At 73.0% G+C, this 15,341-nt stretch carries 11 protein-coding genes; 9 read left to right on the top strand and 2 right to left on the bottom strand.

Annotated features, from left to right (window positions below; translation table 11 throughout):
• The first annotated feature begins 224 nt into the window (after positions 1-224).
• From ACZ4O3_RS25765 to ACZ4O3_RS25785, 5 genes are all read left to right on the top strand, one after another.
• The gene (locus tag ACZ4O3_RS25765) at positions 225-2,513 is read left to right on the top strand and encodes a DUF8189 domain-containing protein (protein WP_467724451.1); all 2,289 of its coding nucleotides are present in this window, start codon (positions 225-227) and stop codon (positions 2,511-2,513) included.
• A 54-nt stretch (positions 2,514-2,567) separates the two neighbouring features.
• Positions 2,568-2,912 carry a DUF4326 domain-containing protein gene (locus tag ACZ4O3_RS25770; protein WP_362715275.1) on the top strand — a complete coding sequence of 115 codons (345 nt, stop codon included), beginning with the start codon at positions 2,568-2,570 and terminating at the stop codon, positions 2,910-2,912.
• Between the two features lie 73 nt (positions 2,913-2,985).
• Positions 2,986-4,431 (top strand): adenylosuccinate lyase, encoded by a 1,446-nt coding sequence (gene purB, locus ACZ4O3_RS25775; protein WP_467724452.1) that lies wholly within the window; start codon positions 2,986-2,988, stop codon positions 4,429-4,431.
• Positions 4,428-4,973, top strand: coding sequence for a G/U mismatch-specific DNA glycosylase (mug, locus tag ACZ4O3_RS25780; protein WP_467724546.1), 546 nt, complete (start codon positions 4,428-4,430; stop codon positions 4,971-4,973). Before purB ends, mug begins: the two co-directional genes overlap by 4 nt.
• A gap of 769 nt (positions 4,974-5,742) precedes the next feature.
• Positions 5,743-6,900 carry an ROK family transcriptional regulator gene (locus ACZ4O3_RS25785; protein ID WP_384997671.1) on the top strand — a complete coding sequence of 386 codons (1,158 nt, stop codon included), beginning with the start codon at positions 5,743-5,745 and terminating at the stop codon, positions 6,898-6,900.
• A 73-nt stretch (positions 6,901-6,973) separates the two neighbouring features.
• On the opposite strand, the gene ACZ4O3_RS25790 is transcribed toward ACZ4O3_RS25785, so the two are convergent.
• Positions 6,974-7,735 carry a GntR family transcriptional regulator gene (locus ACZ4O3_RS25790; protein WP_384997673.1) on the bottom strand — a complete coding sequence of 254 codons (762 nt, stop codon included), beginning with the start codon at positions 7,733-7,735 and terminating at the stop codon, positions 6,974-6,976.
• A gap of 410 nt (positions 7,736-8,145) precedes the next feature.
• On the opposite strand from ACZ4O3_RS25790, the gene ACZ4O3_RS25795 reads away from it, so the two are divergent.
• The 4 genes from ACZ4O3_RS25795 to ACZ4O3_RS25810 all read left to right on the top strand — a co-directional run bounded on the left by ACZ4O3_RS25795 (position 8,146) and on the right by ACZ4O3_RS25810 (position 14,005).
• The gene (locus ACZ4O3_RS25795) at positions 8,146-8,976 is read left to right on the top strand and encodes an alpha/beta fold hydrolase (RefSeq protein WP_384997675.1); all 831 of its coding nucleotides are present in this window, start codon (positions 8,146-8,148) and stop codon (positions 8,974-8,976) included.
• Positions 8,977-9,336: 360 nt separating this feature from the next.
• Positions 9,337-10,917, top strand: coding sequence for an alkaline phosphatase D family protein (locus tag ACZ4O3_RS25800; protein ID WP_362730938.1), 1,581 nt, complete (start codon positions 9,337-9,339; stop codon positions 10,915-10,917).
• Between the two features lie 162 nt (positions 10,918-11,079).
• On the top strand, positions 11,080-12,423 hold the full coding sequence (locus ACZ4O3_RS25805) for an SWIM zinc finger family protein (protein ID WP_467724454.1): 1,344 nt from the start codon (positions 11,080-11,082) through the stop codon (positions 12,421-12,423).
• A 142-nt stretch (positions 12,424-12,565) separates the two neighbouring features.
• On the top strand, positions 12,566-14,005 hold the full coding sequence (locus ACZ4O3_RS25810) for a GNAT family N-acetyltransferase (RefSeq protein ID WP_467724456.1): 1,440 nt from the start codon (positions 12,566-12,568) through the stop codon (positions 14,003-14,005).
• 98 nt (positions 14,006-14,103) lie between these two features.
• Here the strand turns inward: ACZ4O3_RS25810 and ACZ4O3_RS25815 are convergent, their stop codons facing one another.
• On the bottom strand, positions 14,104-15,312 hold the full coding sequence (locus tag ACZ4O3_RS25815; protein WP_467724458.1) for a trans-sulfuration enzyme family protein: 1,209 nt from the start codon (positions 15,310-15,312) through the stop codon (positions 14,104-14,106).
• Positions 15,313-15,341 lie beyond the last annotated feature (29 nt).

Here is a 15,341-nt window from a genome sequence, read left to right on the forward strand (position 1 = left end):
AGGTCTGGCACCGGCGTGGCCGCGGTGTTCGGCATTCGGCACGTACGGCGTCCGCCGCGGACCGCGAGGGCCTGCCGGCCGCGTGGAACGGCGTGGAACGACACGGAACGCCCCACCCTCGGGTGGTCACGCCGGGCTGCGCAGGCCGCGCCCCTGAGAGGGCGCGCGGTCCCGGACCGGTCGGCTCCACCGAGTCAGCACACGGGACGAGAACCGGGACAGGGATGAACATTTCGAGAACGTGCCGACTGTTCGCGGCGGTCGGGGCACTGGTGACCTCACTGGCCGTGTCCGCGGGCACCGCGTCGGCCACCGTGCCCGCGGGAGCCGCCGGCCGCGCGGCCGACTCGCCGGACTTCAGCATCACTTCCGACGACCAGCAGAACCAGTTCGTCCAGGCCGTCGGCACCCCCAACGCGACGGTGACGATCGCGGGGACCGTGAATCTGGACCTGAGCGGCCTGTCGGCCGTACCGGTGGCACCCGGGGTCCGGGTCATCGGCGATCGCACGGTCGTCGCGAAGGGGCCGCGGATCTTCACGACGACGTTCCCGCGGACGCTGCTGACGATCGGCGACAGCGGCGGCGGAACGGCGGACAACGTGCGGATCAGCGGGATCAGGTTCGACGGCGGGGAGCCGATGGACCCCGCCGCGTCGGTGGGCACCACCGACGCGAACGGGATCGACATCTGGTCCAGCCAGAACGTGGAGATCGACCACGACGAGTTCGCCCGCTGGCGCGGCGCGGCGATCGACGTGCAGGATCCGGGCAACCGGATCAACCGGGCCAACGCCGACACGGTGTGGGTGCACGACAACTACATCCACGACAACCAGCACCCCACCATGGACGGCATCGAGGACGCGTTCGGCAGCCATCACGGCGCAGGTTACGGGGTGGCCCTGAACAACGGCGCCTACGCGCTGATCGAGAAGAACGAGTTCCAGGCCAACCGCCACTCGGTCACCGGTGACGGCCGGCCGGGCACCGGGTACCTGGTGTACCGCAATCTCATGGAGTCACCCGGGCTCGGCTTCTCGCTCCTTGGCTGGGACCACTACGAGCACCTCATCGACATGCACGGCCGCGGTGACTGCTCCAACTACCAGTGCGGTCCGGCCGGCGAGTACGCCGACATCGCCTACAACTCCTTCCCCTCCACCAACTCGACCGAGATCAAGCTGCGCGGCACGCCCACGGACGGCTTCGACGTCGAGAACAACGTCTTCGCCCACACGGTCCGGTGGTCGACCACGTTCACCAACGGCGCGCTGGACCAGACCGAGACCGGCCTGCACGACAACGGCGGGAACATCCTGGGAGCGAACCGGGACAATCAGCGCACGTGCGACTTCGACGGCGACGGCGTCGCCGACCCCTTCATGACCACCGGTCTGACCTGGTGGTACGCCACCAGCGCCGGGGACCAGCACTGGGTCTACCTCAACCAGTCGAACGAGCGCATCGCCGACCTCCGGTTCCGCGATGTCAACGGCGACGGACTGTGCGACGCGACCTCGGTGAACACCGGCAAGGTCTACTACACCCACCGCCGGACCGACGACTCGGTGCGTCCCGGCAACGGGCTTCCCACGGTCGCCCCCGTCCCCGGCTCCGCGGTCGCCATGGCCTCCCAGGACGAGACGGACGCCGCGAAGGGGGTCCAGGCGTTCGCCGTCGACGCGCAAGGCGGGCTGCACACCACCCACATCGTCCCGGGGCAGCCGGCTCCGGACTGGACCGCCGACTACGACACCCCCGCACCGCTGACGTCCGTGACGGCGGCGACCAACGCCGACGGGCGGATCGAGCTGTTCGCCCTTGACCGGAACGGGCTGATCCACTCGCGCACCCAGACGAGTCCCGGATCGAGCGGGTGGTCGGCGTGGCGGAGCATCGACGGCATCCTCAATTCGATCTCCGTGGCACGCAACCAGAACGGAACCCTTCAGATATTCGGCACCAACTCCGCCGGCTCGATCTTCACCCGCTCCCAGCTGCAGCCCTCGGTCGACAACTGGAACGGCTGGCAGCAGATGGACGGCCTCCTGAACAAGATCGTCGCGGGAACGCACGCGGACGGGACGATCGAGGTCGACGGCTTCAACTTCAACGGCACCCCGTTCCACCGCCGGCAGACCGCCGTCAACGCCACCGGCCCCGGGTCCGGCTGGTCGCCCTGGGCCCAGATGTTCACGAATCAGGGGGTGCTCACGGACATCTCCGTAGCCTCCACCTCTTATCAGGAGTTCGCGTTCTTCGGTGTCTTCGGTGACGCGGCGTACCAGAACACCGAGGTGTCGTGGGGCGGCTACAACACCGGCGGGTGGCACGCCCTCGGCAACGGCGGCGGCATCCGCGAGGTCGCCGCGCAGCGGTGCGGCACCGACGTGCTCCTCATCGGCGTCGCCGACGACGGCAGGACCGAGATCAACGAGATCGGGGGCGGCTTCATCGGCGGTGACTACGGGTGGGGCCTGATCAACGGCGCCACGGCGCGCGCCACCTGATCCGTACCGACGGCGCGGCCGACCGAGGCGCGGCGAGGGCATAGCCTGGATCCCGTGTCCACGAGGGTGATCAATGTCAGGGGCCGGATCCACGAGTTCGGTCCCCGCCTGGAGCACGCTCCCGGGGACGTCGTCTACGTCGGCCGCCGCTGGACCATGGGCGGCTGGGACCTCCCCGGCCACCCGCTCCGCAACCCGTTCGTCCACGACACCCCGGGAAAGAAGCGGGACGGCACCCGGGCCGAGGTGATGTCGATGTACCGGGCGTACCTGCTGGAACGCCCCGAGCTGCTGGAACTGGTGACCGAACTGCGGGGCAGGACCCTGGCGTGCTGGTGCGCGCCCGAGCTGTGCCACGCGCACGTCCTGGCCGAACTGGCCGACCTGCCCCAGCCGTGACCTGGCTCTCGTAGCTTCGCACGAGCGGACCTGCGGCGCTGGCCTGCACGTATCGCCAGTAGAATCCGTACACGTGACTTCTGCCGCTCCCGCCAAGCCCCGCATCCCGAACGTCCTCGCCGGACGTTACGCCTCCGCCGAGCTCGCCACGCTCTGGTCGCCCGAGCAGAAGGTGAAGCTGGAGCGGCAGCTCTGGCTCGCCGTGCTGCGGGCGCAGAAGGACCTCGGGATCGAGGTGCCGGACGCGGCGATCGCCGACTACGAGCGGGTCCTGGACACCGTCGACCTGGCCTCCATCGCCGACCGCGAGAAGGTCACCCGGCACGACGTGAAGGCGCGGATCGAGGAGTTCAACGACCTCGCCGGGCACGAGCACGTCCACAAGGGCATGACCTCCCGCGACCTTACGGAGAACGTCGAGCAGCTCCAGGTCCGGCTCTCGCTGGAGCTGGTGCGCGACCGCGCGGTGGCCGTCCTGGCGCGGCTGGGCAAGCTGTCCGGCGAGTACGCGGAGCTGGTCATGGCCGGCCGCTCGCACAACGTGGCCGCGCAGGCCACCACCCTCGGCAAGCGTTTCGCGACCGCCGCCGACGAGCTGCTGGTGGCGTACGGCCGGGTCGAGGAACTCCTTGCCCGCTACCCGCTGCGCGGCATCAAGGGACCGGTCGGCACCGCCCAGGACATGCTGGACCTGCTGGGCGGCGACACGGCGAAGCTTGCCGAGCTGGAGAACCGGATCGCCGTTCACCTGGGCTTCTCGCAGGCGTTCACGTCGGTCGGCCAGGTCTACCCGCGCTCGCTGGACTACGACGTCGTGACCGCGCTGGTGCAGCTCGCGGCCGCGCCGTCGTCGCTCGCCAAGACGATCCGGCTGATGGCCGGGCACGAGCTGGTCACCGAGGGCTTCAAGCCGGGCCAGGTCGGCTCCTCGGCGATGCCGCACAAGATGAACACGCGGTCCTGCGAGCGCGTCAACGGCCTGATGGTGATCCTGCGCGGCTACGCCTCCATGACCGGCGAGCTGGCGGGCGACCAGTGGAACGAGGGCGACGTCTCCTGCTCGGTGGTGCGCCGCGTGGCGCTGCCCGACGCGTTCTTCGCGCTCGACGGCCTGCTGGAGACGTTCCTGACGGTCCTCGACGAGTTCGGCGCCTTTCCGGCCGTGGTCGCCCGTGAACTGGACCGGTACCTCCCCTTCCTCGCCACCACCAAGGTGCTCATGGGTGCGGTGCGGGCGGGCGTCGGCCGTGAGGTCGCGCACGAGGCGATCAAGGAGAACGCCGTCGCCACCGCGCTGGCGATGCGTGAGCAGGGTGCCGAGCGCAACGACCTGCTCGACAAGCTGGCCGCCGACGAGCGGCTGCCGCTCGACCGTGAGCAGCTGGCGGCCCTGATGGCCGACAAGCTGTCCTTCACGGGAGCCGCCGCCGACCAGGTCGCGCTCGTCGCCGGGCGGATCGAGGAGATCCTCAAGCAGCACCCCGAGGCCGCCGCCTACGCTCCCGGGGCGATCCTCTGAGCCGCTTCACGGCGGCGGAACTGGAGGCCGCCCGCGACCGTCTCGTCCCGGACGTGATCGCGGACGGCCTGCGGGTGCTCTTCTGCGGCATCAACCCCGGCCTGATGACGGCGGCCACGGGCCATCACTTCGCCCGTCCGGGCAACCGCTTCTGGCCGGTGCTGCACCTGTCCGGCTTCACCCCGAGGCTGCTCAAGCCCGCGGAGCAGGGCGAGTTGCTGTCGTACGGGCTCGGCATCACGAACGTGGTGGCGCGGGCGACCGCGCGTGCCGACGAGCTGACGGCCGCGGAGTACACCGAGGGCGGCCGGCTGCTGACGGCGAAGGTGGCCCGGACGCGGCCGAGATGGCTGGCGGTGGTGGGCGTCACGGCCTACCGGGCCGCGTTCGGCGACCGCACGGCCCGGGTGGGGCCGCAGGACCGGCCGATCGGGGACACCCGGGTGTGGGTGCTGCCGAACCCCAGCGGACTGAACGCGCACTGGACGGCGGCGACGATGGCGCAGGAGTTCGGGCGCCTGCGGGAGGCGGCGCAGGGTTAGCGCCCTGTCGTTCTGGTCAGGTCGCAGGGCGGGGCTGGTCGGCGCCGGTGAGCGGGGTCCGGTGCGTGCGGCTGCACGGCGGCGGAGGCGTTGACCCGCGGGCGGCGCCGCGGTGGACGACGCGGTGGGACACCCCTCTGGAGGAGCGCGGGCCGGCCCCGCTCCTGCGGCACGATCCGAACGACCGGCCCCAGTGGCGCCGTCGGGCGTCGCGCCGGCGCACGCCGCGGGCTCCGGTGACCAGCGCGGCGGCCGTCCCGGGCGCTGTCCAGACGACTCGGCCGACCCGCCGACCCGGCCGACCGGAGACGGTGGCCGCTCCGGTCTCCCGGCAGGGCTGCCGCATCCGCCAGGAGGCACTCACCCACGTGCTCCGGCACCCGGGGTGACCGTGGCCGACGCGTGCTCGGTCTGAAGGTGCGCGATCCGCTCACCGCGGCGGCGCCCGGGGCAGCACAGCGGGATGCGCGAGCGCGCGGAACCGGACCTGACCGAGGTGGCTGGCAGGTGCACGCCGAGTTGCCGGTGCGTTGATCTAGGCTGACCGGATGCCGGTCGGTGTTCTCCCCGTGGGATCGAGGCCACCCGCGCGGTCCTGCGCGCGGGCGCGGAACCACCGGGGATCCTGGTGACGGCGTTCGACGACGCGCACGCAGGTACCTCGCCGGTCGCGGATTCCCGGCAGGTCGGGGGCTCCGGACACTCGCCGGGGTCGTCGTTACCGAAGTACGATCCGGCCAACACGCAGGGCTAGCTGGGAGGACGGACGTTGGCGGGGCTGACCGGCGGTGATCCGTCGCTGCTGCGGAGGATCAACTCCGCTGTGGTGCTGCACGCGTTGCGTGCCACGGACTGCGCGACCCTGACCGAGATCACCCGGGTGACCGGACTGTCCCGGCCGACCGTCGAGGGGGTCGTCGAAGGGCTGATCGAGGCTGGTCTGGTCGTCGAGAAGGCCGCCGAGGAGGGCGCCACCCGGCGGCAGGGGCGGCCCGCGCGGCGGTTCCGGTTCCGGGCCGAGGCCGGGCATCTGCTGGGGCTGGAGATCGGTCCGCACCGCGTCGCCGCGCTGCTGTCCGATCTGGACGGCCGGGTGCTGGGCGCCCAGGCCAAGGACGTGGACGAGACGGCAGACGCGGACGAACGGCTGGAGCGGCTGCGCACCGCGGTCGCCGAGCTGCTGCGCCGGGCCGGGGTGGCGCGCAGTTCGCTGCGGGCCGTCGGGGTCGGCACGCCGGGCATCGTCGAGGCGGACGGCCGGGTGCGGCTGGGCACCGCGCTGCCCGAGTGGACGGGGCTGCGGCTCGGCGAGCGGCTGAGCCGGTCCTTCAAGTGCCCGGTGCTCGTGGAGAACGACGCCAACGCGGCGGCCGTGGCCGAGCACTGGAAGGGCGCCGCCACCGAGTCCGACGACATGGTGATGGTGATGGCCGGGCTCAGTCCGGGCGCCGGTTCGCTGATCGGCGGACGGCTGCACCGGGGCTACGGCGGGGCGGCCGGGGAGATCGGGGCGCTGCATCTGCTGGGCCGGGAGGTGACCCCGGAGACGCTGCTGTCCACCACCGACGAGCCGCTGCACCCGCTGGACGAGCAGGCGGTCGCGGAGGTGTTCGCACTGGCCCGCAAGGGCGACACCCGGGCGCGGGCCGCGGTCGACCGGTTCATCCAGCGGCTGGTCCACGACGTGGCCGCGCTGGTGCTGGCCCTCGATCCGGAGCTGGTGGTGATAGGCGGCTGGGCGGCGGGGCTCGACGGCGTCCTGGAGCCGCTGCGCCGCGAACTCGCGCGCTACTGTCTGCGCCCGCCGCGGGTCGCCCTGTCCCTCCTCGGCGAGGCGGCGGTGGCGACGGGCGCGCTCCGGCTCGCCCTCGACCATGTGGAGGAGCAGCTGTTCGCGGTGGACGGGACGGTCACCGCACGCCGCTGATCAGCCGTGCGTCCGTGATGACGGCGCGACGCGCCCCGGAGGGTTCCGGGGCGCGTCCTGTGGGGCCGGGTGGCTACGAGGCCTGCCGCTCGGGTCCGTGGTGGATCTCCACGCTGCCGGAGTCGCCGAAGGTCAGCCGGCAGGTGTCCGCGCGGTACGTGGCGACGGAGAGCGCGGCGGTGCGGCCGGCGGTGAGGAAACGGGTGGTGACGACGAGGACCGGGGCGCCCGGGAGGCGGTCCAGCTCCTTGGCGTCGTCGGCGCGGGCCGAGCCCAGTTCCACGGCGCGGTCCTGGCCCTCCAGCTCCAGGCGCTGCAGCTCGCGCAGCACCGCACGCGCGCGTGCCGCGCCGGACGGCGCGTCGATCGCCGTCAGGTCCGGGACCGAGGACGCCGGGACGTAGAGCAGTTCGGCGGCGGCGGGCCGGCCGTGGACGACGCGGGAGCGGCGCACGACGTGCACCGGTTCCTCCACGCCGGTCTCCAGGGCCGTCGCGACGGCGGCCGGCGGCACCGCGAGGGCGCAGTCGACCGGCTGCCAGGCATCGTCGGGGGCGCCCGGCCAGGCGTCCTGGTCGGTGCCCACGGCCACACCCACCCGCGGGGGCGCCACCGTCGTACCGACGCCGCGGCGGCGCTGCAGGCGGCCCTCCAGTTCGAGCTGCTCCAGTGCCTGGCGGAGGGTGGCCCGGGCCACGCCGAAGCGGGCGGCGAGATCGCGCTCGTTGGGCAGGATCTCGCCGACCGAGAACTCCGAGTCGAGTGCCTCACTGAGCACGGTCCTGAGATGCCAGTACTTCGGTTCCGGTACCGATTCCAGCTGCGTGGTCCCCACCCTGTCCTCCGCAATCGCCGTGATCCGGCGGCGTTTAAGCGCCCTTGTTTATTAAAGGTTGTTGTACTTATCTGCGACCATAAGGCGGCGCACACCCTTGGTCAAGACCAATCCTCGAACCCACGGGCAGCACATAGAAAGCGGTGCCACGCAGCGTTCACAAGGCGTTCGCACGGGGGCGTTTTCGTGACATGACGGCAAAGCTCCCGCAGCACCACGGGGGCCGTGGGGTGAGCGGGGTCAGAGGGGCCCGACACGTTCCCGCGCGTCCAGGCCGAATCCCCCGGTCCCGCGGGAGTCCCGCCCAGAATGGTCGGGCGTGACACGCGACCCCCGGGGACTACCCGCCAGTAGCAATTGCTGACAAGCTGTCTACGGCGTCAGCCGATGTCACAGACGAGGAGCCCTCCATGTCCGCCACCGTCTCCGTCGAAGTCCCGGCCGCGCAGGGCCGACAGGCCGTGTCCGTCTCCTACGCGCGCGTGGGCCGGGGCGAGCCGCTGGTCCTGATCCACGGCATAGGGCATCACCGGCAGGCCTGGGACCCGGTGGTGGACATCCTCGCGACCGAGCGGGACGTGATCGCCGTGGACCTGCCCGGCTTCGGCGCCTCCCCCGGCCTGCCGGCCGGGCTCGCCTACGACCTGCCCACGACCAACACCGTGCTCGCCGCCCTCTTCGAGGCGCTGGAGCTGGACCGGCCGCACGTGGCCGGCAACTCGCTCGGCGGGTTGCTGGCCCTGGAGCTGGGCCGCGAGAAGCTCGTACGGTCCGTCACCGCCCTGTCCCCCGCCGGGTTCTGGACCCAGGCCGAGCGGCGCTACGCCTTCGGTGTGCTGATCGCCATGCGGCGCATCGCGGAGCGGCTGCCGCTCCCGCTGGTGGAGCGGCTGTCCCGGACGGCCGCCGGGCGGACGGCCCTGACCAGCACCATCTACGCGCGCCCCGGGCGCCGTTCACCCGAGGCCGTGGTCGCCGAGACACTCGCGCTCGCGCGGGCCACCGGGTTCGCCGAGACCCTGCGGGCGGGCACCGCCGTCCAGTTCACGGACGACGTCCCGGGCCTCCCGGTCACCGTCGGCTGGGGCACCCGGGACATGCTGCTGGTGCGCCGGCAGGGGGTGCGGGCCAAGCAGATCATCCCCAAGGCCCGCCTGGTCCGGCTCCCCGGCTGCGGCCACTGCCCGATGAGCGACGACCCGGCCCTGGTCGCACGGGTCATCCTGGACGGCAGCCGCTGAGCCGCGCCGCGAGCGGGAGGCGGCGGCCGTCGGCGGTCGCCTCCCGCCGTGCCGGGGCGCGGCGGGGCTCCGGGAGCCGGGGCCGCTCCCGCGCCCATCGCGGCGCCGCCGACGGCCCGTGCGGGACCGCCGGTGCCGGTTCCGACGAGTGGGGCGGTGGCGACGGCGGCGACGGGGAGGCGGCCCGTGCTGAGTCGCGCGCACGGTGCCGGTCCGACGCACGGGCGAGAACGCTCGACGGACGCGACGGGTGACCTCGTGGGGCCGGGCAGTTGTTCACTTCTGGTTTCCGTGAGCGCTGCGGCGCACCAGTAGGTGTGGCTGTGCACAACTGGCCGGACCACGTTCTGGAGGCCCATCATGTCCCTTTCGCTCCCCGGCCGCCGCAGTGTGCTGCGCGGCTCCCTCGCCGCCTCGGCGGCCCTGGCCCTGCCCACGGCACTCGGTACGCCACCGGCGTTCGCGCTCTCCGGACGGCCCCGTGCGGACTGGGGCGTGCAGGCGGGCGACGTGAGCGCCGACTCCGGCCTGGTGTGGGTCCGTTCGGACCGTCCGGCCCGGATGATCGTGGAGACGGCGGCCACCGAGTCGTTCCGCAACCCGCGCAGATGGCACGGCCCCCTGCTCGGCGCCGACAGCGACTTCACCGGTACCACGCGGCTGCACGGCCTGCCGTCCGGCGAGCAGGTCCACTACCGGGTGCTGCTCGCCGACCCCGACGACCCGCGCCGCACCGGGGAGCCGGTCACCGGTACCTTCCGCACCGCCGCCACGCGCCGGCGCCAGGGCGTGCGGTTCCTGTGGTCGGGTGACCTGGCCGGGCAGGGCTGGGGCATCAACGAGTCCATCGGCGGCTACCGCATCTTCGACGCTATGGCGAAGCTGGACCCGGACTTCTTCCTGTGCAGCGGCGACAACATCTACGCCGACGGCGTGATCACGGCGACCCAGGCACTGCCCGACGGCGGCCTGTACCGCAACGTCACCAGCGAGGCGAAGTCGCACGTCGCGGTCACCCTGGACGACTTCCGCGGCAACTTCCGCTACAACCTGCTGGACGAGGCGCTGCGCCGGTTCAACGCCCAGGTGCCGAACGTCATCCAGTGGGACGACCACGAGGTCCGCAACAACTGGTACCCGGGCGAGGTCATCGGCACCGGCACCGCCTACCCGGCCGGTACCCGGCTGGACGACATGGCGGTGCGCTCCCGGCGGGCGTTCTCCGAGTACTTCCCCATCTCCACGGTCAGCGGCCGCCCGGACGGCCGGATCTACCGCGTCCACCGTCACGGCCCGCTCCTCGACGTCTTCGTGCTGGACATGCGGACCTACCGCAACGCCAACTCGGCCGACGACCAGAGGACCGACCCGCAGGGCATCCTCGGCGCCGGGCAGCTGGCGTGGCTCAAGCGCGAGCTGTCCCGGTCGCGGGCGGTGTGGAAGGTCATCGCCGCGGACATGCCGCTCGGCCTGGTGGTGCCCGACCCGGTCGAGGGCATGGCCGATTTCGAGGCCGTCGCCCAGGGCGATCCGGGCGCGCCGCTCGGCCGTGAGCTGCAGATCGCCGAACTGCTGCGGTACATCAAGCACCGCGGGATCACCGGCACGGTGTGGCTGACGGCGGACGTCCACCACACCTCGGCCCAGCACTACGACCCGTCACGAGCCGCGTTCAAGGACTTCGCTCCGTTCTGGGAGTTCGTCTCCGGACCGCTCAACGCCGGCGCCTTCCCGGCCAGCGCGCTGGACGGCACGTTCGGTCCCGACCGGGTGTTCGTCAAGGCACCGACCGCCTCGAACGTGTCTCCCGCCGAGGGCTACCAGTTCTTCGGCGAGGTCGACATCGACGGCCACAGCGGCGAGCTGACGGTCCGTCTGCGCGAGTACGACGGCACCGTACTGTTCACCCGGACCCTGCGGCCGGGCCGCGTCGGCCAGTAACTCCCGTACCCTTCTCGCAGGGCCGTGCACCGGCGTCATCCCCCGGCGTACGGCCCTGCCGCACTCCCGGGACGGGCCCCACGGCGCCCCCGAACTCCCCCACCCGCGTGGCGTTTTCGCAGGTCGGAGTGGATTGTCAGTGGTCGCCTCTACGGTCTTTCCATGACGCGATCTTCACAGGCCGTGGCCTATCGCCGACCCTCCGTGCTGCACTCCGCCGCCGCCGGACGCCATCTGGGACTGGAGACGTCCCGGGGTGCGACACCCACTGGGGTCGAGGACCATCCGCGGTTCTTCGCGGGCTTCCTGACCTCGCCCCAAGTGGCCGCCGCCGGCCTGCTCGCGGTGGCCGACGTGGCGGCCGCGCGGTACTACCAGCCGCAGCTGCGCGCCTCGCTGGACCCGGTGGTGACGGGCAGCGGTGACCGGCTGCGCTTCGAGTCCTTCTCCGGCTGCGGCGGGGTGTACGCCCGGCTGGACGTTCTCGGTGCGGGCCTGGACGGCGGCGAGGTGGGCCACGGCACGACGAACATTGACGTCAACAACCCGCTGCGGGAGGCCCTTTCCCGGCTCGGCACCGACGACCCGCTGCATCTGCGGGTGGGGCCCGAGGAGTTGGCGGTGACCACGCTCGACGGCCCCGTGGTGGAGAAGAAGGTGCCGCTGCCGGACCGCTGGCTGCGCGGCTTCGCCGAGGCGCAGGTCATAGCGGCCGGGTTCGACCTGCGGGCCGAGCTGCCGGCGGACGAGGCGGTGCGGTTCCTGCGCTCACTGCCCCGCGCGGGCACGGCCCGCCGCGGCTCGGCCGGGCCCCGCTGGGTGGTACCGGCGGGCCGCGGGCTGCGGCCGACGACCCGACCGGTGCCGGGCGCGGTCTGCCTGCCGGGGCCGGAGCGGCTGGCCGCGCTCCAGCGGGTGCTGCGCCATGCGACGGCGTTGCGGGTCTACGGCCCGCAGGGCACCCTCGCGGCGTCCGGGACGGCCGCCGCCTGGGAGGTCGCACTGCCGGGCATGCGGCTGACGCTGACCCTGTCGCCCGACGCGGACCGCGGGTTCTCCGGCGAGGGCGGCGTGCTGGACGCGCTCGCCACCGACGTGGCCGCCGAGGACGCGGAGCTGATCGCGGTGCTGCTGGCCTGGGAGCCCCGGGTCGACGTCGCCGGCCTGGCCGCCTCGGCCGGGCTCACCCCGGAGCGGAAGCCGCTGCGGCTGGCCGAGTCGGCGCGGACGGCGGCGGCCACCGGGGCCAACACGACGATATGGGAGATGCTCCGGCACACGCTTCCGGTGCTGCTCGCCGACCTCGCGACGGCGGGCGCGGGCACGCCGGGTGCGGTGCGTGGGCTCGGCGAGCTGCTCTCGGTCGCCGCCGAGTGCGCCGAGCGGTCCGGGGCCCGGGGTGCCCTGCCGCATCTGCCGCAGGCGGCGGCGCGGCGCGGCTCGTCCCGTCTGGTGGTCCAGGCCCGCCGGCTGCTCGACGCGCTGGGGGCGGAGACAGCCGCCTGACAGTGATCGGAACCGGTTATTTCGGAGACTCCAGAACAGTAGAAAACTAAACAGAACACCATAAGCACGCTTTACCCGTCAGTCACAGAGCGTTCGTGATCACGCAACACCCTTCCTTCACAGTGGATGCATGAATCGAGACATGTCTGACGTGAGGCGCACACGGCACGGACGGCCCGTGCACCACTGGCGGCGGGACGTCGTCGAACTCGCCGCCCTGTTCACGGCCGTCGCGGTCGCGGACGCGGTGGCGAACCTGATCGGGCACGGGCCCGACGGCCCGGCGATGCTGGTGATCTCGGCACTGGTGCTGGCCGCGACGGCCGGCTTCCACGTGTGGTGGGCCAGGCGCCCAGGTCACGCACCTCCGGTGACCCGAAGCGATACCGACACCCGGCCGGCCGTCACCGGGACGCGGCAGGCCGGGCCCGGCGCGGCGGCCCCGGGGGGCGAGGGCGCGGGCAGCACGCTGTGGAGGCTGCGCACGACCGTGCGGGACGAGCCCGGTTCGCTGGCCGTGCTGTGCGCCGCGCTCGCCGGGCACGCGGTCGACATCCTGAACCTGCAGACGCATCCGCTGGGCGACGGCACGGTCGACGAGTTCCTGCTGCGGGCCCCGCGCCCGCTGACCGCCGGCGGGATCACCCGGGCGGTCGCGCTGGCCGGGGGCAGGGACACCTGGATCGAGCGGGCCGACGCGCACGATCTGGTGGACGCCCCGACCCGGGTGCTGGGCCTGGCGACCCGAACCGCGCTGGACGCGGCGGAACTTCCGCTGGCCCTCCGGCAGTTGTTGGGGAGGTGCACGATCCGCTCGCTCCCCGCCCATCCGGTCGGCGGGGCCCGGCGCCCCGAGACGGTTCCCGTCGAAGGGGTGCTGGAGGACACCGTGATGCGGCTGCGCGCACCGGAGGGTGGAGTGATCACCGTGGAGCGGCCGTATCTGCCGTTCACCCCGACCGAGTTCGCGCGGGCGCGCGCGCTCGTCGAACTGGACGCCCGGCTCGGGCCGCGCATCCCGCACAGTCAGGACGTGCTCACCCTGCCCGAGGGCAGGGAGATCACCGTACGCCGGGCCGGCACCGGTGACGTGGTGGCCGCGAAGGCCATGCACGAGCGCTGCTCCGCACGGACCCTCGGGCTGCGCTACCACGGCCCGGTCGGGGACGCGGACCGCTACCTGAACCACCTGCTCAGCCCCCGCTTCGGCCGGACGCTGGCCGTGCAGACCGCCTCGGGCCGGATCGTCGGCCTCGGGCACCTGCTGTGGGACGGGGACGAGACGGAGGTCGCCCTGCTCGTCGAGGACGACTGGCAGCGGCGCGGGATCGGCCGCGAGCTGCTGGGGCGTCTGGTGGGCATGGCCGTCGACGCGGGCTGCGAGAGCGTGTACGCGGTGACGCAGGCGTCCAACACCGCGATGGTGGCGGCGATGCGGGGGCTGGAGTTGCCGCTGGACTATCAGATCGAGGAAGGGACGCTGGTCATCACGGCCCGGCTGGCGGCCGAGCCGGGGCGTGCCGTGACCGCCACGGGACGGCTCTCCGGCGCGGGTGAGAGCGGGAGGGCCGAAGCGCCGTAGGGCTCAGGCCCGTCCCGCGGCCTGCGGGAGCGCGGGGCTGATCGCGGCCGCGCGGCGGAGCCGCGCGTTTCTTCGGCCCCGCGCTCCCGAGTGCCTGGTCAACACGGCCCCAGGGCCCGGTCCAGGTCGGCCCAGAGGTCGTCGACGTCCTCCAGGCCCACCGACAGGCGCAGCAGGCGGTCGCTCACCCCGGCGCCGCGCCGGTCCGACTCGTCCACCACCCGGTGGCTGATGGAGGCCGGGTGCTGGATGAGGGTGTCGACGCTGCCGAGGCTGACGGCCGGGGTGATCAGCCCTACCCGGGAGACGACCGCGTGCGGATCGCCCTCCACCTCGAAGGCGACCATCGCGCCGCCCAGGCGCGGGTAGTGGGTGCGGGCCACGCGCGGGTCGGCGGTGAGTCGGCGGGCGAGTTCGGCGGCGGTGGCGGAGGCGGCCCGGACCCGGACCGGGAGCGTGGACAGGCCGCGCAGCAGCAGATAGCCGGCCAGCGGGTGCAGCACACCCCCGGTGGCGAAACGTATCTTCCTGAGCTGCCCGGCGAAGACCTCGTCGCAGGCGACCACACCGGCCAGGACGTCGCCGTGGCCGCCGAGGTACTTGGTGGCACTGTGCAGCACCAGCCGGGCACCGTGTTCGGCCGGGCGCTGGAGCACCGGGGTGGCGAAGGTGTTGTCGGCGAGCAGCGGAACCGTGCCGCAGGCGTGGGCGACGGCCCGCAGGTCGAGTTCGGCGAGGGTCGGGTTGGCCGGGGACTCGACCAGCACCAGCCCCGTGCCGGGGCGCAGCGCGTCGGTGATGCCGGCCGGGTCGGTCCAGGTGACCTCGGTGCCGAGCAGACCGGCGGTGAGGAGGTGGTCGCTGCACCCGTACAGGGGCCGGACGGCGACGACATGGCGCAGGCCGGCCGCCGCGCGGGCGAGCAGGACGGCGCTCAGGGCGGCCATGCCGCTGGCGAAGGCGACGGCCGACTCGGTGCCCTCCAGTCGGGCCAGGGCGGTCTCGAAGCGGGCGACCGTCGGATTGCCGAGCCGTCCGTAGACCGGCGGCCCGACGGGGTCGGCGCCGTCGGTGGCGAAGGCGTCGATACGGGCGGCCTCGCCGCGGCTGTCGTAGGACGGGTAGGTGGTGGACAGGTCGATCGGCGGGGCGTGCAGACCCTGCCGGGCGAGGTCGTCGCGGCCGGCGTGCACGGCCTCGGTGGCCAGGGCACGCGCGGCGCCGGACCGCCGCGTCGCACCGCCGCGGGGGTGCACCGGATCGTCGTAGGTGCCCACTGAGTCGTCGTAGGTGCTCGTCGAGTCCATGCCCGAAGGGTGAACATCGAGCGGGGCAC

The sequence above is a fragment of the Streptomyces sp. NPDC026515 genome, assembly GCF_055567595.1.